We start from the raw sequence: 22,209 nt of genomic DNA, 5'->3' as shown, positions 1-22,209 counted from the left end.
GACCATCGTCCACGGATCGGGCGATATACAGCAGCGTTCAAAGGACTTGCGGCTATTGCGGGCCTCGACTGCCTTTCAGCCCGCCTTGCCGGCCACCTAAATCTTGTGGTTGCGGGCTGATATCACGCGGTGGTGCCTGATCGATGGACTAATATCACTGCCGCGACAATGGCTGTCGCTGCTGCCTTTCCCATTACCGCCCAGGAGGCTGCAATGTCAGACGTGCCGGAACCAACCGAAAGCGGCTATGCCGCCGTGAACGGCGTGCAGGTGTGGTACCAGATCTATGGGGAAGGCGAGCCGCTCATCCTGCTCCACGGCGGCCTGAGCTGGCTGGAAGCATTCGGTCCCAACATCGCCCGCCTTGCCCAGCATCGGCAGGTGATCGGAGTCGACCTACAAGGCCACGGCGGAACCGGTGCGCTCGGCCGCCCGATGACCTTCGAAGCTATGGCGACCGACATCGCCGAGTTGATCAAGGCTCTCGGACACGAGAAGGCCGATGTGATGGGCTATTCGCTTGGCGCCACCGCCCTGCGGCTCGCCATCGACCACCCGGACGTCGTCGATCGACTGGTGATCGTCTCAGCCGCCTTCGCTTTTTCGAACTGGCATGACTATAATTTCGACGGCATGAGAGGCATTGGCGCCGACCCTGACACTGCCGCCGAGAGCTTGGTCGGCACGCCGGTTCACGAGACCTATGTGAGAAAAGCTCAAGCAGGCGCGGATACCTGGGTAGAGGCGGTGAGAGAAATCGGCGGTCTCTTGTCTCAAGACTACGACTGGAGTGCGGAAATACCCGAGGTCAAGGCACCGACACTGCTCATCTACGCCGACTGGGATTCCATCCGCATAGCCAAGGCCGTGGAGTTCTTCGAGCTGCTCGGGGGCGGAGCGGATGAGGGGGGCTGGCGGCGCGAGAATGTCGGCGCCAGCCGTTTGGCCGTTATCCCGAACCAAACCCACTACGAGATTGTGGGCTCACCGCTGGTCAGTGACTTTGCTATACCCTTCCTGGAAGGGTATGCAGACGAAACCACGATCAGTTCGGTGTCGGAGTAGTGTTGTCCGGCGCGCAGCGCTCCTCGAGCGGCATGGGGCAGTTGAAGCTATCCGCGGAGACGTCATCGCGGTCAATCCTGGCGAGGTCCAAATCGGAGCACCCCTTTGATGGCAAAACACGCGCATGGGCCATGCTCTATCTGGACACAAGTCGCTTCGCAGAGATCGCATTGGATTTGAGTGAGAGGCGCAGCACTCAACTCGAGCTTGCTTACCCGGTTCAAACCGATTGGGTTGATGCAATGCGGCTGCATAGACGCCGTTGGACAAATCGTAAAAGTTCGCCGCGCCATCAGTTGCACGAGCCACGGCCTCTTGGTGCCGTTGCGCTCAGCAAAGCGGATGACCGCCATTGCTCCGACCACCAGCATTTGGCGCAAGTAGCAATTGCCGGCTTTGGATATGCTGCCGAGCTTTTCCTTGCCGCCACTGGAGTTTTGCTTGGGCACTAACCCGATCCAGGCAGAGAGGCAACGCCCAGATCTGAACGCATGCGGATCGGCGACGGTGGCGACAAACGCGCTCGCCAGCAGCGGGCCTACACCCGGGATCTCCATCAACCGCCGACCAAGCTCGGTCTCACGTGCGCTCGCACGCACGCGGCGATCGTTCTCGAGAATCTGCTCCTTCACGACCCGGAGCTGCGCCTCGAGCATGCGCAAGCACTGCCGTGCGTCAGACGGCACCCTGGTTTCGTTCTCGTCATTGACGACGAGGAGCAGTTGCTCGACACCATTGCGGCCGATCGGCGCAACGACCCCGACTCCGCCAGGTGAGACCGCAACGCATTCGATATCTGCGTGCGCTGACGGTTGAGCATCAACCGCACCCGGTGCAACATCATCACGCTTTGCTGCTCGGGCGACTTTATCGGCACGAAGCGCATGGTGGGCCTAGTCACTGCCTCACAGATGGCCTCAGCATCGGCTGCATCGTTCTTCTGCCGCTTCAGATACGGCTTCACGTACTGTGCCGGCAGCAGTCGAACATCATGTCCTCGGGCGGTGAGCTCTCTCGCCCAATAATGTGAGGAGCTGCAGGCTTCGATCCCCACTAGGCATCGCGGGAGCTTCTCGAAAAACGCCAACACACGCCCACGCGTCAGCTTCCGCCGGACGACAATCTCGCCCGCTGCATCCACCCCGTGTACTTGAAACACTGACTTCGCGATATCCAGACCAATCGTCGTAATGTTGCCCATCACAGCTCTCCTCAGCTCTAGCCCCGCGATCTTACCGCAGGGGGGAGGAGAGCCGTCCATCGCATCAGTAGCGGACAGGCAGCTTTTGTCGAATGCCGGTATGGATGCGGCCAGTTGAGGTTGGGGGGTCGATGGTGCGTGATGGGCAAGCGAGCAAATGCAAATTCCGACAGTCACCGAGGCGCAGGGGTTGTACGCTCGCAGGCGGATTGGGCAGGTCAGGTGTAGACTTCCGCTCTCGCGCCGGACTTAAATCGGTGCAGATCGGCGGAGTCATATCCAACCCGAACCTGTTGCCCCGGATCTATGCCGATATCGCCCTCGGTCTTGATCGTAAGCGGCCCCAGAGAATCCGAAGTCACATAGATTAGAGTCTCGCTGCCCAGGTGTTCGACGTGGCGGACCGTAACCTGCCACTGAGCGTCCGCGGTGATACGCAAGTGCTCGGGACGAATGCCCACCGTGTCGCCGCCCAGTTTCCTGGCTTCCTCTCCGGTGATGAAGTTCATCTTCGGGGAGCCGATGAAGCCGGCGACGAATGGCGTGGCGGGCTTGCGGTACAGCTCCATCGGCGCGCCGGCCTGCTCGATATGGCCATCCTTGAGCACCACGATCCGGTCGGCCATGGTCATGGCTTCCACCTGGTCATGGGTGACGTACACCATCGTGGCGCCGATGCGACTGTGCAGTTCGGCCAGTTCGACGCGCATCTGGGCACGCAGGGCCGCGTCGAGATTGGACAGCGGTTCGTCGAACAGGAACACCTTTGGCTTGCGCACGATGGCGCGGCCAATGGCGACGCGCTGGCGCTGGCCGCCGGACAATTGTTTAGGTTTGCGATCGAGCAGATGAGTGAGCTGCAGCGTGTCTGCCGCATCCTGCACCCGCGTCGCGATCTCTGCCTTTGGCATGTCCGAGAGTTTGAGGCCGAAGCCGATATTGTCGGCGACACTCATATGCGGGTAGAGCGCGTAGGACTGGAACACCATGGCGATGCCACGCTGGGAGGGATCGCGGGTGGTGACGTCTTCGCCTCCGATATGGATCGAGCCGCCCGAGACCTCTTCGAGGCCGGCAATCATGCGCAACAGGGTGGACTTGCCGCAGCCGGACGGCCCGACCAAGACGGTGAAGGAGCCATCGGGGATGGTGAGATCGAGACCGGGAATGATCTCGACGGCGCCGTAGCGTTTCTGGACGGCGGTAAAGACGACATCAGCCATTGGGCTTCTCCTCGGTGCGATCGGTGCTGCGCAGGGAAACGGTGCCATCGAGCGTGGCGAAACCGGCATCGGCGAACAGCGAAACAGTGGTGGCGCCCACCCGATAGTAGCGGAAGCTCAGGGCGCGAGAATCGTTGATATAGAGGACGCCCAGCCCCAGTTCGGGATCGACCACCAGGTCGAGCGTGAAGGCCCCGTCAGCGCTGGGCGGAAAGGCGACGCGCGGCGCGCCATTGGGGTCGTTATTGTGGAGAAAAGCCGCTTCGCCCTTGGCCGTGTCGATTTCCAGCGTGCTGACTCGGCCCGAATTGGTGGCGGTGAAACTGAGGCCGAAGCGGGTACCGGGTTCGACCGAAAGCGCGGCGCGAGCGCGCAAGGCCGTGTCGGGTATGCCGATCTCGAGGTTTTCCCGCGACAGCGTCGCGCGCGCGGTATCGAACTGGTTGGCGAGGCCCTCGGGAAGGCTGACCGCGAGGGCACCATCATCGGTGCGCTTGAGCGCGTGCATGATGAGATCGCCACCCCAGACGAGGTTCATCGCGTCCTTGCGCAGGTTTTTGTGTGCCACCCAGCCGAACAGCAGGCGGTCATCGCCCGTGCCTGCGGACTTGCCGGCGTAGAAGCTGCGGCCATCCAGGGCATCGTAGGGACCATAGGCATAGGGCCCGACGCTGGTCGCAGCCGTGAGATAGCGGACCTGGCGGGAACTGTCGCGCTGGTCGGAATAGAGCAGGAACCAGTCATCGCCCTCACTGAACAGGTCGGGCACTTCGAGATTGAGGGGCGACTCTTCGGCGTAGATCGGGTCAGCGGGGGTCCAGCTGCCCAGGTCGGGAGAGGTGTATAGGCCGATGGCGGCCTTGCCGTCATGCCGCGTCGTCAGCAGCATCCACCAGGCGTCGGCATCCTCGTTCCAGAACACGAAGGGATCGCGAAAATCCCATTCGTCATAAATGGGAAGGCCGGCGAAGGTTGTTTTGGGGATCTTGGTCCAGGGCCCGACCAGCGTTGCGGCGCGGGCCTCCATGGTGACTTCCTTCGGCCTGCCTTCCGGATCGTGGCCGGTGTAGTAAAGGCGATAGCCGCCCGTGGGGTCGGCAATGACACTGCCGCTGCCGGTCCAGTAATCGGGCGCGCCCGGTTCGCCAACCGGGACAGCTTTGACGGGCTTGGACCAGTTCTGGAGATCGGATGTCTGCGACACGAACCAAGGGTGGCGGCCCTGGTTCTGCAGGTAGAACACCGAATAGGTGCCGTCTTCGAAAAAGGGATTGGGATCGCCAACGCCGGCCACTTCGCCGGCGAAATAGAGCGGCGCCGCCTGAACGGTGGTGCACGTGCCCAGGAGCAATGCGGCGAGAAGGCTACGCATTGGCCGGCTCCAGCAGGCGCACGGCAAGCGGGGCTTCCGGATCGGCCGGGAAGAACAGATTGGTGATCCACACCAGTCCATCGGCAGCGCTGAGTTCAACCAGGCCGCGATCAACATAGACAGTGAGATCGAGCACGCCGTTTTCGGGCCAGGGCAGATCGACCGCATAGTCATGAGCGAAGTGGTCGAGCCCGTCGAGCGCATGGCGAATGGTGCGGATGCGGCCTCGGTTCTTGCTGGCGCGGTGGACGATGAAGCTCGGTTCACGCTCACCAAACAGGGTGATCACCAGTTCATCGCCGATTTTGAGATCGGCCATGAGGTCGGTGCGGTTGGTGCCCGGCAGCACGGCTTCGGCAATACCGGCTTCCGCAATGGCCGGAACGTGGCAAGCGACGCGCAGGCCATCCGGCGTATCGACCAGTCGCAATTCGCGCGGCAGCGACATGACCCCACGGAACGCTTCGGTACGGGTCTGGCGGGCATAAAGCCAGTTGCTGGCCCAGGCGATGGCGGTGGGTGTCTCGGTGCCGTTGCGCTCGAAGAAGGACTGGGCGGCGTAGTAGTCGCGGCCATAGTCGAGCCAGAGCTCAGTATCGGGCCCATTGGCATTGGTGAAGGTGGTGCCGTCGAACTGGCCAAGGAAATACTGGGTACCCGAACCCAGCGCATAGCCGCCGGGATTGAGGCCGACGATCAGCACCCAGACCACGCTGCCATCGGGCGCCGTCAGCGGCACCATGTCGGGGCATTCCCATGGGCCCTCGCTATGGCGGCCATGGGTTTCACCGAAGCTGGAGAGATGGGTCCAGTTCTTGAGATCGGCAGAGCCATAAAAGCCGATGGACTGGCCTTCAGTGACCAGCATCACCCATTTGCCGCTGGCGGCGTGCCAGATGACCTTGGGGTCGCGGAACGCCGTCAGGCCGGGATTGGGCACCACCGGATTGGCGGCATCGCTCTCGAAAACGCCGACATCGGCATCGGCATGGACAAGACACTGGACCTGGTAGTCCGCACCCGCAGGGGTGCGGCTATGGGCGGTGTAGAAGAGTTTCACCCCGTCATCAGTCTCGATGGCGCTGCCGGAAAAGCAGGTGCCCAGATCGGTGGGATAGAGCGCGACGGGCTGTTCGTCCCAATGGGCGAGATCGGTGCTGGTGGCGTGGCCCCAATGCATCGGCCCGTGGGCAATGCTGTCGGGATCATGCTGGAAGAACAGGTGCCAGACGCCGTCTTTGCGGATCATGCCATTTGGATCGTTCATCCAGCCGGAGCGCGGGGAAAAATGCAGGTTGGGGCGGAATTTTTCAGTCATGGCTAGCCCTTGACGCCCGAGGACATCACCGAGGCGATGAACTGGCGCTGGAGAATGAGGAAGAATAGAATGACGGGCACGGCCATGGAGACGGCAAAGGCCATGATATTGCCCCAGGCGGCTTGGTTGGTGCCGAAATATGCGGACATGGCGACAGACAGGGGCCGATATTCGGGGCCGCGCGTGACCATGACCGGCCAAAGATAGGCATTCCAGATTTCGAGGAATTGCAGCACGGCGATTGCCGATATGACGGGCTTGGAGAGCGGCATGGCGACATGCCGGTAAATCTGGAAAAAGGAGAAGCCGTCGATGCGCGCCGCCTCGATCAGCTCCTTGGGCAGTCGCGAGAAGAATTGGTAGAAGAGGAAGATCGACATGGCATTGGCCACGCCCGGCACGATCTGCACCTGGTAGCTATCGATCTGGCCCAGCCAGCCTGCCATCATCAATTGCGGCAGGACAAGGCTTTCGCCGGGCACGGCGAGCGTGGCCAGGATCAGGATCATCACCGGCTTGCGGATGGCCAGTGTTCCCTGCGCCAGCACGAAGGCGGCCATGGAATTGAACAAGATCGAAAGGATCAGCGTCGAGAAGGTAATCAGCGCAGTATTAGCGAGGTAACGGCCGAAGGGATGGACCGGGTCGGTCCAGACTTCGATATAGTTCTGGAGGCTGAAGACCTGCGGGATGAATGAGCGTATGGAGCCCATGGAAACCATGATGTCCTGCTCGTTGGGGTTAAGGCTGATGGTCACCATCATGAGGAGCGGCAGCAGCACGCCCAGCGCCAGGACCAGCGCGAACAGGGACGGCAGGATAGCGTCGCGGGGGATGCGCATCAGGCTTCTCCCTCATTCTTGAGGAAGCGGCGCTGCAGCAGCGCGATGGCGGTAACGGCGAGGAAGAAGAACACGGCGACCGCCGAGGCATAGCCGACCTTCTGCGTCGCGTATCCCTGCTTGAAAAGGTAGTGGATGATCGTCGTCGTGGCGCCGTTAGGTCCGCCCTTGGTGAGGATATCGACCTGGGTGAAGAGCTTGAGCGCGCCCACTGTCGTGATGATGATCAGGAAGATGTTGACGTTACGCAGCCCGGGCCACGTGACGTAGCGGAAGCGCTGCCAGGCCTTGGCGCCGTCGAGCTTGGAAGCCTCATAGAGGTCCTGCGGGATATCCTGCAAACCGGCGAGATAGATCAGCATCTGGTAAGGGAAGGTCGCCCAGGCGGAAAGCGCCACGACCGAGAGCATGGCCGTGGAGGGATTGCCGAGGAAATCGACATAGGCGCCCTGTCCCGCAAACCACTGATAAACCGCGTTAAACGGGCCGGAGGGAATGCGGAACAGCACCGCCCAGATCGAGACGATGACGGTCATCGGCAGGAGCAGCGGGAGGATGGCCACCGAGCGGAAGAAGCCGCGGAAGGGAATGGCTGAGTTCAGGATCAGCGCGGCGCCCAGCGACATGGCGAGTTGCACCGGCGTCACGATCAGCGCGAACAGCACCGTGTTCCAGATCGCCTGCCAAAACAGGGGATCGACGAGCATGCGTTCATAGTTGGTTGCGCCGATGAACTTGGTAGGGATCGGGCGCGGCACCAGGCGCTGGTCGGTGAAGGAGAACCACACCGAGAGCAGGAAGGGTACGACAATGAGGGCGGTGATGAAGATCAGCGCCGGCAGCAGCATGGCCAGCTCCTGGCCCTGCCCCTTGGTCCTGATACGCATGGGAAATCCTCCGGCCTTGGTTCGGCCCCAGAAAAGAATACGGGCGCGCCGTGAGGAAGCGCGCCCGTGATGCGGCCTACTGCCCGAAAGGCGGATAGCCGTTGTTATCGGCAATGTCCTGGTCGATGGTCTGGGCGGCGCGATCGAGCTCGGCCTTCACATCGACATCACCGGACAAGACGTTGACCACTGCGGTAGCCCAGGCATTGGTGATGACAGGATAGGCAGGGTGCACCGGACGGACCACGGCACAGCAGCCGGCCAGCTTGGCGAATATCTCGCCATCGCCGCCTGCACCGTAGGTCTTGGACAGCGGAATGGCCGAGGCGCGCGATGGCACATAGCCAGTGGTGTCGGCATAGGCCGCGACCTGTTCACTGGACATGGCATAATTGAGGAAGACCTTGATATCCTCGAGATTGGTCGAGGAGGTGGGCACGGCCCAGCCCCACCCGCCATTGGCCGAGATCGGCCCGGCTTCGCCGAAGGCCGGCGGGGGGATTAGGACGAGATCGTCGCCCAGGCCTTCGCGGTGCGCCGGCCACATCCAATTGCCAACCCACGAAAGAGCCGCGGTCTTTTCGCCGTAGAACTTGTTGTCGCCTGCGCTGGCCGGAACGATGTAGCCGGCCTTGTTCCAGTCCTGCAACGTGGTCAGGGTGGCGACATTGGCGTCGGAATTGATCGTACCCTCGGCGACCCAGGTTTCACGGTCGATGATGTCGCCGCCGTTGGACTGGGCGAAAGGCGAGAAGCCGTAGGTCATCCACTCGCCGGCACCGTAGTTCATTTTGACGTCGAGCGGCCATTCGATGCCCGGCAGTGCCTTGAGCTTGGCCAGGGCATCGGCGAACTCCTCGCGCGTCCAAGCATCTTCGACCGTGGTCGGGATACGTACGCCCGCCTGTTCGAGCAGCGCCTTATTGCCCCACAGGATGGTGCCGGAGTCATAGGGACTGATGAAGTAGAATTCTTCTTCCGGACCATAAGTGCCCTGCGCCTTGATGGCGGGGAGGAGGTCGGCAATGATTTCGGGATCGAGCAGGTCGCCGATGGGCTGGATGGTGCCGGCCCAAGCCACGGAGGCCATGTTCGGGCCGTCGAGCATAATCACGTCGGGCAGACCGCCGGACAGGGTAGCGGCCTGGATCGCCTCGTTATAGCTGGGGATCGGCACGACATCGAGGGTGATGCCTTCGGCGCCGTACGTGGCGTTGAAGCTCTCTTCGAGCTGAGTGAAATAGGGTTTTTCGCTATCGCCATCGATCACCCAGGCGGTGAGCTGGCCGGCAAAGGCGTGCGAGGACATGGCGCAGGCGGCCACAGCCACCCCTGCGTAAAGGGCATGCTTCATCGATTATCTCCTCCGAAAGCGGCGTCATCGCGATATGACAACGTGAGACAATTGCTATGCAGATTGTCTCACGTTGTCAATGGCGCATGGCTGCTGTGCAAAATTGTGCGCTACAGCGAATGTCGCTCAATAAATTTCCCTTTGAGGCGAAGTACTTGCACTTCGTCCTGACCATCGATAGCAAGCGTCATCGCTGCCCGTCCCATGTCGTAATAGGGCAGTTCCATGGTGGACAATCCTGGCTTGAGCAGGCTCACGATGGGCTCGAGATTGTCGAAACTGGCCACGGCAATGTCGCGACCGACTTTGAGGCCCAATTCGCCCAGTTCGAAATACACATTCATGGCCATGGTGTCTTGGCCGCACAGTACCAGGTCGGGCGTTTCCTCGCCTGCAAAGAGCGGCGGCAGGATATCGTGCGTGGCTAGTCGCGGCGTGGTTCCTGCGCGCGAAATAACGGCAGTGTAGATGGCGTTGCTGACATCGTGGCCCAAGGCCGCCGCGGCATCGACAAAACCGTCGGCGCGCAGGTGGCTGGCGACGATATCGGAATTGAGGTTCAGGAAAACCGGCCGCTTGTAGCCCCGCTCGAAAATAACGCGTGTCAGGTCGTAGGCCAGTTGATAATCGTCAGGGACGATGGCTGTATGGCGATGTCTCTTGTCAAAGCAGTTCAGTAGAACATGCGGCACACCAGTGTTCGGAATGTCGACTTCCTGGTGAAATACTGCGGCATAGATGATTGCCTCGGCACGAAAGGCCGTCAGTTGGCTATCCGCATTGGCGGCGCTTGCCGTGCCACGCTCGATGTTGAACAGCATCATCTGCTTGCCGCGTTCCCAGGCCACGTCCTGGGCGCCGCGAATGAGATCGATGGAAGAGCTGGACGTGGCAACGCCATCGGCAAGGAAGCCGATGACATTGGAGCGCTGCGAACGCATCATCCGTGCTGCCTGTGATGGCTCGTAGCCGATCTCTGCTATGATGGCTTCGATGCGCGCACGCGTCTCGGCATTGACCAGCGGGTCCCGATTGATGACGCGCGACACCGTCTTGAGGGAGGTTTTGGCCCGCCGGGCGATTTCACGTTGAGTCGACACGGCACTGGCTCTCGTTGGACAACGTCAGATACGTGCCACAGGCAATCGGCCGGGATCAACCAACATATGGATGCTCCTCGCCCGCGGCTCGGCCGAACGGAACGGAACGGCAACCATGAGGACATGATCCAAGCTGCGTCTATGGCCGGACTCGGCGTATTGCTGACTAACAGTACACAACCCCACTCGGTGTTCAGGGCTGCCTTGCGGCCGCCTTGTTCATTTCAGGCGAAGCAGTCCCGGCAGCGCGCATTTCAGCTATCGCTCCAGCCCACCAACATGACGAGTGGCAAATGCCGGCCCCGGCAGTTGGTGAGATCGCGACGCTGCGCTGACTGGGGCACCCGTTGTGTTCTGGCCAAGGGCTAAGAGGGCGCGTCGACCAACAATCTGTCTCTCTACCGATCCATGGCAAGCGCGCCATCGTCACCGGCGGCTCGCGCGGCATTGGCGCAGCCATTGTTCGCAAGTGTGCGGAGCAAGGCGCAACCATTGCCTTCACCTATTCGGCAGATGCCGAAGTGGCGTAAAGTCTGGCCGCTGAAATCAGGGGAAGTAGCACCCAAGGCACCTTTTGGGCCCTTGGTTGAATTGGTCGATGGCGGTTGGCGCTGAGGTGCGAGCGCTGCTCGACATTAAAACTCGGCAGCTTTTGGGGGATCGCAATGCCCGCCTGAATGACTGATTTGGGGCGCTTGTTTGCCACGCTCTCTTCGACGCTAAGCATTTGGCCGCTTCCCATAACCGGCGGCCTTGCTTCATCCCGATCGGCGCGTTCTGATATCAGTCTCCCATCCGCGATTGGGCATTGCGACCATCAGGAGAAACTTCGTGAAATTCATCGAGAACGGCCCGGATATTCCTGATGACCTTCTGGTGGCTCGGGACGAAGGAAGAGTGCTGTTCTTCTGCGGTGCGGGGGTGTCCCTCGCTTTTGCCGGTCTGTCGGATTTTCTGAAGTTGGCTGGGGACGTGATCAATGATCTGGGCTCATTGACGGGAAGCCCGGCTCGGCGCCTCCACGCTGCCGCCAACACAAAACTCCCTTCCGGGGAGAAGCCATTCGTCCCGGTCGATCGCATGTTCACCTTGCTCGATCTGGAGTTCGACCCGCAGGAGGTGCGCGACTCGGTGGCGCGGGTACTGAAGCCGCAGAGCAATGTGGAGCTGCATGGCCACAAGGCGCTCATCGACCTCTCCCGTGGATCAGATGGCCGCCCCAGACTGGTCACCACGAACTTCGACCGACTGTTCGAAGCGTGCAATCCTGCGCTGACGAGCTGGGGGCCTGACAATCTGCCGGTTCCTGAGCGACCGGCTGACTTCGAGGGTATCATCCACATCCACGGACGAGTGGACGAAGACTATGACGCGATGTCCGAACCTGTCGTCCTTTCCAGCAGCGAGTTCGGCAGGGCCTATCTCTCGGATGGATGGGCCACGCATTACATCCGCCGCCTAATGGACCGGTTCAAGATCGTCTTCGTCGGGTATTCCGCGGACGACCCTCCGGTCCAGTACCTCCTCGAGGCCCTTCGCGAGGAGCAATCGCCCGTCGAGAACATTTATGCCTTCCAGCACGGCGACGAGCAGCACGCGAACGAGCAGTGGCTGCAGAAAGGCGTCGTGCCGGTGGCGTTCGGCGACGACTACTCCAATCTCTGGGATACGCTCATGGCGTGGTCAGAGCGGGCCGCCGATCCGGATGCCTGGTTCCAGCGCACGGTCCTGGAAGCCAGCGCCGGCCCATCAATATGTTCGCCTATCTTCAGGGGGCGCATCGCGCACCTGGCCTCGACCCTGGTCGGGATGAACAAGGTGATCGCCAGCGATCCTCCCATGCCTTCCACTTGGCTGTATGTGCTCGACCCGCAAGTTCGCTACCTCGACCCGGCGCCGGTCAAACGACGAGACCCGACCAGCGATGAGTTCGACCCGTTCCAACATCTCGGCCTTGATCGCGACGAGGCGCCTCCACCCGTGGATCCGGACGATCATTTCGAGCGGCGGAAGGTTCCGTCTGGCGCGTGGACCGCGTTCGAACCGACCCCGCGCGACGTGAAATCGGCAACCGTCAAGGATGTCGGAAGCATCTTCGGCGAATCGTCGCCGCTTCCGCGCACATGGAGGCTGATGCTGTTTATCGTGCGGCGGATGGACGAGGCGCCTACTCTCTGGTGGGCGGCCGGCCTGCGATCGGCGCATCCGCAGTTGATCCAGCAACTGGAGCATGAGCTTCGGTATCGTTTAAGGGATAGCGGCAGCGTGCTGCTTCCATACTGGAGGTACCTTATCACTCAATGGCGCAGGCCCCCGGTGGAGGCGACACAAGCGGCGATCGAGATAGCTCACAGAGCTGCAAGTGGCTGGACTGCTTCATTGGTCCGCGAGGCGATCGAACTCGCCAGGCCCAGGGTCAAGGTCGAAAGAATGTTCCGCGTTGCCCCGCCAATGACGGTCGATGCCGACCCGACCGAGTTCATGAACTTGGACGTCGAGTACGCGGATCTCCATCAGGACTTCAAGTTCGACGATGCCCACCTTCCATTGGCGGTGTCGTTGTGGCGTAGCCTTCTGGTCGAAGCCGAGCAGCTGGAGACCGACATCGGTGCATGGCTCAGCATCGACACCACGCGTCCTGATGATGGCGAGCGTTTGGGCGGCGGATACGGTCTGACGGGTCCCGTCGTCAAGTTCACCCATCTGGTCGAAGCCTTGGAGGCCGCGAATCCCGCTGCTGCTGCCCAGGAGGTCCAAGCCTGGAATGGGCAGGATGGCCTCGTCTTCGAACGTCTTCGGATATGGGCGGCCGGTCGCCCGTTGCTCACGACGATCGATCAAGCCCAAGCCTTGTTCGCGGGCATGGACGACGAGACCTTCTGGTCCTACCGCCATGAACGGGACCTCCTGTTCGCGATCCGGGATCGCTGGGCCGAACTGCCCGATGCCGGGCGGCGGGCGATCGAAACGAGGATACTCAGATCGCCGATCCCCTACCTGGCCGACCATGCGCCGACAGAGGCGGAGGAGCGAGCCGCGGTTCACAGGTTGAACGCGATCCATTGGTTCACCCGACAGGGCATCGCATTCGGCTTCGACGTCGCGAAGGAGCGGGCCCGGTTGCTCGAAGCAGCTCCATCGTGGCAGGAGCGATGGGCCGATCACACGGCTCAACCACAAGTAGGGAAGGTCCGGTCGATAACGACCGACACCGATCCAGCAAGCATTCTCGACGTCCCTGTCAATAAGCTGCTGCCCATCGAGGTGCCGGAGGAAGGCTTCCGGGACTTCAAGGAGCACGACCCGTTCGCAGGCTATGCCCTGGAAAGGCCGGCGCATTCGGTCCTAGCGCTCCACAGTGCGATGCGGCGCGGCGTCGAGACGGCCTGGCACTATTGGTCGACGTTCTTGAGGACGACCGCCAAGCAAAAGACCTCGGCGCGGCTCGATACGGTGGTGGTGAGATTGGTCGGCAGTCTTCCATCGGACGAGATCGCAAAGCTTTGGTATCCGCTCGTGGAATGGTTGACCGAGCGCGGCCCGAGGTTCGAGAACGGCGAGGGCGGCGAGTTCGACGCGATATGGGATCTCGTTGTTGCCGCTGCCGCCCTGCATCCCTCCGGTTACAAGCAGAAGCCTGGTCGCGACTGGTCCTTCGAGTCCCTGAATTCCGTGATCGGAAGGCTGGTGCTCGCGCTGCTCGAACTGCCGCTCCCTGACGGCAGCCACGCTGTACCTGCGGCGTGGCTCGAACGGTTGGACAAGGTCTTGGCTTTGCCCGGCGACCACGCCCGACATGCCCTTCACCTGGTCGCTCAGCGAACTCCATGGTTCCAGTTCCATGAGCCCGCGTGGACCGAGGACCGCGTCTTGGCCAAAGCAATCGTAGATGGTCCAGATGCCGATGCATTCTGGTCCGGCTTTGCCAGGATGGTCAGGGTGCCTCCTCCGGATCTCGTTGCCCAGCTCAAGGCTCCGATGCTCGCCCGAGTGGGGCGTGGTGGCAGGGAAGAGAGCAACCTGATCGGCTACCTCTTGAGCGCGTGGGCATCAGAGGGACCCCAGCAGATCGTGTTCGACGCCGAACTGCGCGATGCACTGGTGCTCGGTGGGGACGACGTGCGTCGAACGATGCTTCGTTTCGTGAGCGATTGGGCCGAGGACAACGATCGATGGCGGGCGCTCGTTATGCCCTTCATCACCAAGGTGTGGCCCAAGCAGCGGACCTTGAGGAGGCCTCAGATGTCGTCGGCCCTTGTTCGCTTCGCGTCGTCCGTCCCTCAACAATTTGCGGCAGTCATGCAAGCCGTGATGCCGGGTCTGGTGCCTCTGTCGATTGGGCACGACCTGCACCTCGACTGCGAGGTCGCCGATCTCGATGTTGTTGGAATCGCCGCGTTGGTGACGGCGCTGCAAAGGCTGTTGCCCTCGGAGCGCGGGGACTGGCCGTATGAGGGCAAGAGGCTGGTGGACGCCATTGTCGCTACCGGCGCCGCCCAGGGCCCCGAGTTGGACGAGTTGTCCCGACGCGCGGCCGAGCGCGACTTTTGATCAATTCCGGTTCCGATGACGTCCTGGTTCGTGCCGGCTACCCCTTCGACAGACGAGAATGCACCCGATGAATTACCAGCTGCGGTAGAGACGGTACCGGTGGCCATTTCGAGCCCGGCAGATACACGCTCGACGCTGCCCGCCAGGTCACCGTGGCGACGTCCGGCGAGCCCGGCGGCATGGAGCCCTTGTGTTGCTTAAGGACGGCGAGCGTAAGCTGATGTTCAACTTCGAGGAAGGAGAGCAGTGGACACCGGCAAAGCCTTGCCCCTTTTGAAGAGACTCAAATGGGCTCAGACCCCAACGCGATGTCTTCGCGCCCCGCTGACGACAGCTTTCAGGAAAGAGCGACAGTGCTCCGAACGGCAGGATTGGTGCGCTGCGCTGCTACCAGCTCAGCGCAGTTAGATCATGCCGCCTGAGCGTCCTCGGCGACGGAGGCGCTATCCATCGCCTTCATGTAAAGATCGAGGAGAGTTTCCTGCTCGTCGCGTTCGTCCTGGTCCTGCTTGCGCAGCTTGATGATTTCTTTGATCACCTTGATGTCGAAGCCTTCGCCCTTTGCTTCTGCAAAGACTTCCTTTTTGCCTTCGTTCAGTTCGGCGATCTCAGCTTCAATGTGCTCGATACGCTCGACGAACGAGCGGATGCGCCCGCCTGCAATCCCAACCTCACTCATGGTGGCTCCTTAAGCTCAAGATGCGGGCAATGTCCAAGGGGCGAGTTAATGAAGCCTAAACCATCTGGCCAGCTCACCAGTACTCCACACCTATGAAGCCGGAGCTTGTGGGCTGCTCAACCCAGCCTTACCCGGAACGACAGGGCAGCATGCGCCTGTCCGAGCTCTCATAGTGTCTTTGAGGGATGGCAGCTTTGATGAACTGTCAGATCGGTGCAGATGTCTTGAATGAGACGCGAACTGCCCGCCGGAAGCCAAAATAATTCGTCCGGTGTAGCGCCAACGTGTCGAACCTCTATCGGTAACGCAGCTATGGCGTATGATTTACTTTCACGAAGCTTATTGCGCGACTTGTCGTGAAATTATTTCTCACACACCACGCACCTTCGATGCACAGAATAGAGCCACGGCGGCGCCTAAGTCGTTGTTCTACAAGAAATCTTCACATCCAATAACGCTCTGTTTGGCCGAAGAGTGAGTTTTTCGTGATTGCGCGTCCTTTCGCAATGCACTCTCGCAAACAACCTTCAAATGCACCCACCAATATTCGCTCGCTAAGAGACAGTATAATAGGTGTCGATAACCCCCGGTTATCGACACCTATCAAGACCACCTAGCCGCCAATAATCCATTCGCGCGCCGATGCGTTATCGGGCGAGCGCTACTGGCAGGAATGCAGGTCGAAAGCTGCTTTGATCCAGGAGACTGCATCTTAGCGGCACCCGCCGGCTGGGGAAGCATGGGCAATCTCTACGTCCCTACCCCAAACGGCCCGCTACCCTCTGAATTGTGCCGGTGCCGATGTGGCTCACTCTACCCGTGGGACCAGTCTGCAGCACCCCTGCCATGCAGAAAGCTAAAAATCGTCCCGGTTGGAATACGAAAACCCAGCTGTGTCCTCAGCCGGAACCAGGTGCATGGTCATAAAGCTAGCTCAATCTGGTCCTCGTGTTCAGTCTCGGTCTCAGCCAAGTTCGATAGCGTCACGCCAAGGAGGCGGACTGGACGCGGAGGCGGAAACTCCCGAACAAGCAGATCGTCGATAAGGAGCTCCATGTCGCTTCTCGAGCGCAGCGGGCCCGCATTACTCTTCGAACGCGTGATCTGCTCAAAGTCGGCGAATTTGATCTTAAGAGTGACAGTGCGTCCGGCAAGCCGCCGTTTTGCTCCCGCGATCCAGACTTTGTCGATCAACGGCGCGGTTAAGCGGCGGGCCTGGTCGATGGTGGTGATGTCTTCTGGAAATGTATCCTCGGCACCAATGGATTTCCGCTCTCGGTTGGGCGTCACTGGGCGCTCGTCGATTCCGCGGCCCAGCTTCCACCAATAATCGGCCGAGCTGCCGAAGTGCTCTATGAGGTAATCCATTGGAATACGCGCCAAATCCGCTCCTGTCCTGATGCCGAAGCGGTGCATCTTCTCGGAGGTCGCCGGCCCAACCCCATGAAACTTCTCAATCGGCAGATGGGCGACAAACGCCTCTCCCTTTCCTGGTGGAATGACGAAGAAATTGTTTGGCTTGCGATGTCCCGAGGCCATCTTGGCAAGGAACTTGTTGTAGCTGATGCCAGCGGATGAGTTCAGCCCAGTCACTTCCTTGATGCGGGCACGGATGGTGTTGGCGACGTCTGTGGCGAGCGCAATGTTCTGTTTGTTCTCCGTGACGTCGAGGTAAGCTTCGTCCAGTGACAGGGGCTCGATGAGATCGGTGTGCTCCGCAAAAATCTCGCGAATTTGGGCCGAGACGGCGCGGTAGACTTCGAACCGGGGCGGGACAAAGATGAGGTCTGGGCATTTGCGCATCGCCGTGATGGACGGCATGGCGGAACGAACCCCATAACTTCGGGCCTCATAGCTCGCGGCGGCGACAACACCCCGCTTGGCGCCATGGCCGACGGCAACGGGCTTGCCGCGCAACTCTGGGTTATCGCGCTGTTCAACGGACGCGTAAAAAGCGTCCATGTCGACGTGGATGATTTTTCGAACCGTCATCGCCCGCTCCTTCCGAGCCATACTGCAGCACGCCTGCGTCGCCCTTTGTCAGCAGTCATCGACCGAACTTCCTGCCCCCCTTGCGCTTGCCGACCCAAGGCATTTCGCGCGCCATATTGGCTTCGCGCGCCCGTTGTAGGGCAATCAGTTCCTCGGCTGACACTGGCACTGTCCCCGCACCATGCGTCCCCGAGAACTCGGGCCGTTTGCCGGCATGCCCGAGAGCGAAAGTGGGATGGTACCAGCCGCAGATCGAGCATCTGAGCCGGCCCGCCAGATAATCCCGGCCCGCATAGAAGTCGAAACTCCACCCGAGGTGGATTGCCAACAGGTCAAGCGCGAGCTGGGCATCGTGACTGCAAACCCAATAGTGCGAACAGTAGGCATGGATCGCCCTTTGGGTGTCATGGAAGTCCTGAAGCGTTCTGATCGGCCGCGTCGGCATCAGTGAAAATTCCGACCGATGGGCAAGGCCTCGAGCAGGCGTTTGGCGACGGCCGCCTCATATTGCTCCTGCTCGCGATTGCGGCCTTTGGGACCCCCGGTTTTGCCCTCGTCGGCTCGTGCTATCGTACGGTCGCCAATCGACACACCGCCCGCGATAGCAGCCATATTCGGCGTCAGGTCGACAAACCTCTCCGCGATGACATGAATGACGATGCCTTCTCGCTGCAGCTTGCCTTGCACGCCAAGCACGCGTGCACCCAGGACGACTCTGCGATTTGCCTCGAAAACCTTGGGCCAGACGATGATGTTCACGACACCGGTTTCGTCCTCGAGCGTTGCAAAGATCACCCCACTTGCAGTACCGGGCCTTTGCCGAACCAGCACTAGCCCCGCGACATTGACGCGACGGCCCGGTTCGGCCGTGCGCAAATCGTCGGCTACCGTTACGCGGCGTGCCGTGAGGTTTTCGCGGAGAAAGCTCATCGGATGAGCCCTCAGAGATATCGAAAGTGCGCGATAGTCGTGGATGACCTCTTCGCCCAGGAGCATCGGTGGAAGATGGCTCTCCTCGTCTTTCACGGCAGTTGGAGGGCCCGCGGCCACAAAGAGCGGCAGCGTCTCGGCGCCATGGTCTCCAATGAGACCCTGGATGACCCATGTAGCGTCGCGTCGAGACAGTCCCAGAGACTGGAAGGCATCCGCTTCGGCAATAACGGCGAGGATTTTCGGCGATAATCCTGTCCGCAACCAAAGATCGCGAATGCTGTCGTAGCCGCCGCGGCGTCTCGCAATGATGAGGTTGGCATGATCAGTTCTGAGCCCGCCCACGAGGTTGAAGCCCAGGCGGATGGCCATGTTGCCCCAAATGTCGTCCGCCATCTCGGCATGCCGTGGTGCCAGCGTCAGGCCGGCCTGATTGGTGCGCTCCATGACGACTTCGAGGTCGCTGAGGTTGATGTCGACAGGTCGGACATCAACTCCGTGTGCTTGTGCATCGCTGATGATCTGCGCAGGGGCGTAGAACCCCATGGGCTGGGAGTTGAGAAGCGCGGCTCCAAACACATCGGGATAGTGGCACTTGAGCCAGCAGGAGACGTAGACCAGCAGCGCGAAGCTGGCGGCATGGCTTTCGGGAAAGCCATAGGAGCCGAACCCTTCGATTTGGCGGAAGCAAGCCTCGGCGAACTCCTTCTCATAGCCGCGCTCGAGCATGCCGTTGATGAACTTGTCCTTGAAGATGCCGACGCCGCCCGTGCGCTTGAAGGTCGCCATGGCGCGGCGGAGCTTGTCGGCCTCTCCTGGGGTGAAGCCGCCAGCAACGATGGCGATCTTCATGGCCTGTTCCTGGAACAGGGGAACGCCATAAGTCTTTTTCAAGACCTGCTCGAGCTCGGGCGATGGATAGACGGTAGGTTCTAGCCCCTGCCGACGCTTGAGATAGGGATGCACCATGTCGCCCTGGATCGGACCGGGCCGGACGATCGCAACCTCGATGATGAGATCGTAGAACTCGGAGGGTTTGAGGCGCGGCAGCATCGACATCTGCGCCCGGCTCTCAATCTGGAAGACGCCGATGGTATCAGCGCGATGCGTCATGCGATAAACACGCGGATCTTCCTGGGGCACGGTCGCGAGCGTCAGGCTTTGCCCATAGTGCTGCCGAATGAGGTTGAAGGCGCGTCTAATGCAGCTGAGCATGCCGAGCGCGAGAACGTCGACCTTGAGGATACCAAGTTCGTCGAGGTCGTCCTTATTCCACTCGATGACTGTGCGATCTTCCATGGCTGCATTGGAGATCGGGACAAGATGGTCTAGGCGATCTCTCGTAATGACAAAACCACCGACATGCTGACCGAGGTGGCGTGGAAAACCGTAGAGCTCTTCGGCGAGGGCCATGATGGTGGCGATGGTATGATCGTTGGGATTAATGCCGATCTGGCGCATACGCTCTTCGGGAATGTCGATGCTGCCCCAACCCCAATTGAGGCCACTGATCATCGAGATCGCGTCGTCGCTTAACCCAAAGACCTTGCCGACGTCGCGAATGGCGCCTTTAGCCCGGTAAGTAATTACATTGGCGGTCAGCCCGGCGCGATGGCGGCCATACTTCTGGTAGATGTACTGCATCACCTCTTCGCGCCGCTCGTGCTCGAAGTCGACGTCGATATCGGGAGGCTCATCCCGTTCTGTCGACACGAAGCGCTCGAACAGCAGATCGACGAGCATGGGATCGACCTCCGTGATCCCAAGGCAGAAGCAAACTGCCGAGTTCGCGGCAGAGCCCCTGCCCTGACAAAGGATACCGCGCTCTTGCCGGGCGAACCGCACGATGTCCTGCACGGTGAGGAAATAGGGCGCGTAGCCCATCTCGGCGATTAGGGCGAGTTCGTGCGAAAGGCCCTTCTCAACCTTTTCGGGAACACCATCCGGATATCGCGAACGAGCGCCTTCGTAAGCCAATCGCTCGAGTGTCTGTTGGGCCGTCTCGTCGTTGCCAACCGTCTCTTCTGGATAGATGTACCTGAGCTGATCGAGGGTGAAGGAGATCATGGAGAGGAAGCGGTTCGTCTCCGAAAGTGCCGAGGGAAAGCGTCGGAAGAGACCTTTCATCTCGAGAGGCGTTTTGATGTGCCGCTCGGCGTTCGCACTAAGACGAAACCCAGCCTCTTCGATGGTGACATGCTCTCGAATGCAGGTGAGTACATCCTGCAAGATTTGCCGGCCTGGCTCGTGGTAGAGCGGATCCATGCTGGCGAGGAGAGGTATACTGGCGGCGCGCGCCGCTTGGGCGAGCTGGTTGAGCCTTGCCGCATCGACCCCGTCATAGCGGTGATAGGCTGCGAGCCAGACGCGGCCGGGCGCTGCTTGCTGCAACAGACCTGCGACGTCACCGTCTTCATCGATTCGGTCCTGACGCGGCACGACGATCATGAGCTGTCCTTCCGCGTGTGCAATCAGGTCGTCTTTGGTAAGAATGCACTCTCCTTTCGGAGCCCGTCTGTTGCCCAAGGTCAAAAGAGCGCTCAACCGGCCATATGCTTCGCGATCCGTAGGGTAGACGGCGATGTCCGGCGTATCGTCCGAAAAGACGATGCGAGCGCCGACAACCAAGCGGAACTGAGGATGATCTTTTGCTAGATCGCGTGCAGCAGCATACGCGCGGACTACGCCCGAAAGGCTGTTGCGATCGCAGATGCCGATCCCCGAAAGCCCAAGCCCCGCAGCCTGTCCCACCATCTCGAATGGGTGCGATGCTCCTCTGAGAAACGAAAAGTTCGTTGCTGCCAGGAGCTCAGCATAAGGTTCGAAATGGCCGGGCATAAAAGAAAGACCCGCTGACTCAGCTGAGGGGTTGTTCTCTCTTTGTTCTCATTCTGGCTGCGATCCAGTCAAGGTCGTTTCTGACTTCGGCAGGTCAACGTGGAAAACGCGTGGACAAGTTCACTGCCGACTACGGGTCTACTCAAGCGGGAGGCCTGATCTCGCTAGCGCGAAGGTCGCGGCAATCCTCGCCCAGATCTAAGAGTAGGTGCAGAATGATCAGTGCGCGATCGTCCGCGCACTCCGCGTCGCGGCGATGTTCAGGTATTCGCTGCACGCCAGCAAAGAGTCCGCGGAGACGACGGATCTCTCGTTCTTTCTCCACGCCCAAGCGATCCGGCAGCATCAGTTCAACTCCAGCAGATTCGAGGATATCGCTTCGTCGAGCTGGTCCTCGATCTCGAGGAACACCGCATCTATCACCGCTCGGCGCTCCGCGGGAGTGATAGCCTCCTCGGCACCCACCTTGAGTGTGAAGCCGTGCAGCTTGTGCTCACTCCGGAGGGCAAAGCCGACCCTGAACTCGATCATGCCGGCCGAGCTCCAAAGATCGACCATGAAGGTCTCGAGGTGGAGCTTGTATCGCGCGATCAGCTCCTCGCTTAGAGTGTCGACATAGTCTCTCACCTGGACGCCGCCTCCGCCTGATCTGGCGAAGTTATCCACGAAATCCCCGCCCTGTCACGCGGTGCTAATCCTAGAGCAACGGAGGAAGCACTATGCGGAAGAACAATAGAGCATCCATCTTCAGTCAGTTCCTGGTGGGGCTTGCAGTCGCGCTCATTGCCGGGACCGTCATAGGGCCACTCGGAGCCGGTACGTTAAGCCCAGTCCTCTCCCTCATGGGTGCCGCTGGC

The 22,209-nt window shown here is 60.6% G+C and carries 15 protein-coding genes and 1 pseudogene; 3 read left to right on the top strand and 13 right to left on the bottom strand.

Annotated features, from left to right (window positions below; translation table 11 throughout):
- The first annotated feature begins 213 nt into the window (after positions 1-213).
- Positions 214-1,065, top strand: coding sequence for an alpha/beta fold hydrolase (locus VW35_RS00410; RefSeq protein WP_046141079.1), 852 nt, complete (start codon positions 214-216; stop codon positions 1,063-1,065).
- 332 nt (positions 1,066-1,397) lie between these two features.
- Here VW35_RS00410 and VW35_RS00405 read toward each other — a convergent pair.
- The 8 genes and pseudogenes from VW35_RS00405 to VW35_RS00370 form a co-directional block, all read right to left on the bottom strand.
- Positions 1,398-2,266, bottom strand: a pseudogene (locus VW35_RS00405) (IS110 family RNA-guided transposase); the annotation flags it as partial.
- Between the two features lie 218 nt (positions 2,267-2,484).
- Entirely contained in the window at positions 2,485-3,489 is a 1,005-nt protein-coding gene (locus tag VW35_RS00400; RefSeq protein ID WP_046141049.1) for an ABC transporter ATP-binding protein, read from the bottom strand.
- Positions 3,482-4,861, bottom strand: a complete 1,380-nt coding sequence (locus tag VW35_RS00395) for a glycoside hydrolase family protein (RefSeq protein WP_052951396.1) — start codon at positions 4,859-4,861, stop codon at positions 3,482-3,484. Before VW35_RS00395 ends, VW35_RS00400 begins: the two co-directional genes overlap by 8 nt.
- Positions 4,854-6,179, bottom strand: coding sequence for a glycoside hydrolase family 32 protein (locus VW35_RS00390; RefSeq protein WP_052951395.1), 1,326 nt, complete (start codon positions 6,177-6,179; stop codon positions 4,854-4,856). Before VW35_RS00390 ends, VW35_RS00395 begins: the two co-directional genes overlap by 8 nt.
- A gap of 2 nt (positions 6,180-6,181) precedes the next feature.
- Positions 6,182-7,021, bottom strand: a complete 840-nt coding sequence (locus VW35_RS00385) for a carbohydrate ABC transporter permease (RefSeq protein ID WP_046141048.1) — start codon at positions 7,019-7,021, stop codon at positions 6,182-6,184.
- Positions 7,021-7,908, bottom strand: coding sequence for a carbohydrate ABC transporter permease (locus VW35_RS00380; protein ID WP_046141047.1), 888 nt, complete (start codon positions 7,906-7,908; stop codon positions 7,021-7,023). The genes VW35_RS00385 and VW35_RS00380 overlap by 1 nt, the downstream gene beginning before the upstream one ends.
- 76 nt (positions 7,909-7,984) lie before the next feature.
- On the bottom strand, positions 7,985-9,262 hold the full coding sequence (locus VW35_RS00375) for an extracellular solute-binding protein (protein ID WP_046141046.1): 1,278 nt from the start codon (positions 9,260-9,262) through the stop codon (positions 7,985-7,987).
- Positions 9,263-9,372: 110 nt separating this feature from the next.
- The gene (locus VW35_RS00370) at positions 9,373-10,362 is read right to left on the bottom strand and encodes a LacI family DNA-binding transcriptional regulator (protein ID WP_046141045.1); all 990 of its coding nucleotides are present in this window, start codon (positions 10,360-10,362) and stop codon (positions 9,373-9,375) included.
- A gap of 347 nt (positions 10,363-10,709) precedes the next feature.
- Here VW35_RS00370 and VW35_RS21185 point away from each other — a divergent pair, with 347 nt between their 5' ends.
- Both VW35_RS21185 and VW35_RS00365 read left to right on the top strand, forming a co-directional pair.
- Positions 10,710-10,892: an SDR family NAD(P)-dependent oxidoreductase gene (locus VW35_RS21185; protein ID WP_152662418.1), complete on the top strand. Its 183-nt coding sequence runs from the start codon at positions 10,710-10,712 to the stop codon at positions 10,890-10,892.
- Between the two features lie 301 nt (positions 10,893-11,193).
- On the top strand, positions 11,194-14,913 hold the full coding sequence (locus VW35_RS00365) for an SIR2 family protein (protein WP_046141076.1): 3,720 nt from the start codon (positions 11,194-11,196) through the stop codon (positions 14,911-14,913).
- A 409-nt stretch (positions 14,914-15,322) separates the two neighbouring features.
- Here the strand turns inward: VW35_RS00365 and VW35_RS00360 are convergent, their stop codons facing one another.
- From VW35_RS00360 to VW35_RS00335, 5 genes are all read right to left on the bottom strand, one after another.
- Entirely contained in the window at positions 15,323-15,592 is a 270-nt protein-coding gene (locus tag VW35_RS00360; protein ID WP_046141044.1) for a DUF2312 domain-containing protein, read from the bottom strand.
- A 921-nt stretch (positions 15,593-16,513) separates the two neighbouring features.
- Positions 16,514-17,605, bottom strand: coding sequence for a DNA polymerase IV (gene dinB / locus VW35_RS00355; protein ID WP_046141043.1), 1,092 nt, complete (start codon positions 17,603-17,605; stop codon positions 16,514-16,516).
- A gap of 34 nt (positions 17,606-17,639) precedes the next feature.
- On the bottom strand, positions 17,640-18,029 hold the full coding sequence (locus tag VW35_RS00350) for a hypothetical protein (RefSeq protein WP_046141042.1): 390 nt from the start codon (positions 18,027-18,029) through the stop codon (positions 17,640-17,642).
- Positions 18,029-21,352 (bottom strand): error-prone DNA polymerase, encoded by a 3,324-nt coding sequence (locus VW35_RS00345; RefSeq protein ID WP_046141041.1) that lies wholly within the window; start codon positions 21,350-21,352, stop codon positions 18,029-18,031. Before VW35_RS00345 ends, VW35_RS00350 begins: the two co-directional genes overlap by 1 nt.
- A gap of 345 nt (positions 21,353-21,697) precedes the next feature.
- The gene (locus VW35_RS00335; RefSeq protein ID WP_046141039.1) at positions 21,698-22,018 is read right to left on the bottom strand and encodes a hypothetical protein; all 321 of its coding nucleotides are present in this window, start codon (positions 22,016-22,018) and stop codon (positions 21,698-21,700) included.
- Positions 22,019-22,209: the final 191 nt, after the last annotated feature.

The sequence above is a fragment of the Devosia soli genome (assembly GCF_000970455.1).
Classification (GTDB): Bacteria; Pseudomonadota; Alphaproteobacteria; order Rhizobiales; family Devosiaceae; genus Devosia; species Devosia soli.
This window is presented reverse-complemented; position numbering and strand designations above follow the sequence as displayed.

Excerpts from the sequence above, each read along its gene's own strand:
- VW35_RS00360 (WP_046141044.1), bottom strand. The coding sequence starts at position 15,592 with ATGAGTGAGGTTGGGATTGCAGGCGGGCGCATCCGCTCGTTCGTCGAG.
- VW35_RS00380 (WP_046141047.1), bottom strand. The coding sequence starts at position 7,908 with ATGCGTATCAGGACCAAGGGGCAGGGCCAGGAGCTGGCCATGCTGCTG.
- VW35_RS00375 (WP_046141046.1), bottom strand. The coding sequence starts at position 9,262 with ATGAAGCATGCCCTTTACGCAGGGGTGGCTGTGGCCGCCTGCGCCATG.
- dinB (WP_046141043.1), bottom strand. The coding sequence starts at position 17,605 with ATGGCTCGGAAGGAGCGGGCGATGACGGTTCGAAAAATCATCCACGTC.
- VW35_RS00395 (WP_052951396.1), bottom strand. The coding sequence starts at position 4,861 with ATGCGTAGCCTTCTCGCCGCATTGCTCCTGGGCACGTGCACCACCGTT.
- VW35_RS00350 (WP_046141042.1), bottom strand. The coding sequence starts at position 18,029 with ATGCCGACGCGGCCGATCAGAACGCTTCAGGACTTCCATGACACCCAA.
- VW35_RS00400 (WP_046141049.1), bottom strand. The coding sequence starts at position 3,489 with ATGGCTGATGTCGTCTTTACCGCCGTCCAGAAACGCTACGGCGCCGTC.
- VW35_RS00390 (WP_052951395.1), bottom strand. The coding sequence starts at position 6,179 with ATGACTGAAAAATTCCGCCCCAACCTGCATTTTTCCCCGCGCTCCGGC.
- VW35_RS00345 (WP_046141041.1), bottom strand. The coding sequence starts at position 21,352 with ATGCCCGGCCATTTCGAACCTTATGCTGAGCTCCTGGCAGCAACGAAC.
- VW35_RS00410 (WP_046141079.1), top strand. The coding sequence starts at position 214 with ATGTCAGACGTGCCGGAACCAACCGAAAGCGGCTATGCCGCCGTGAAC.
- VW35_RS00385 (WP_046141048.1), bottom strand. The coding sequence starts at position 7,021 with ATGCGCATCCCCCGCGACGCTATCCTGCCGTCCCTGTTCGCGCTGGTC.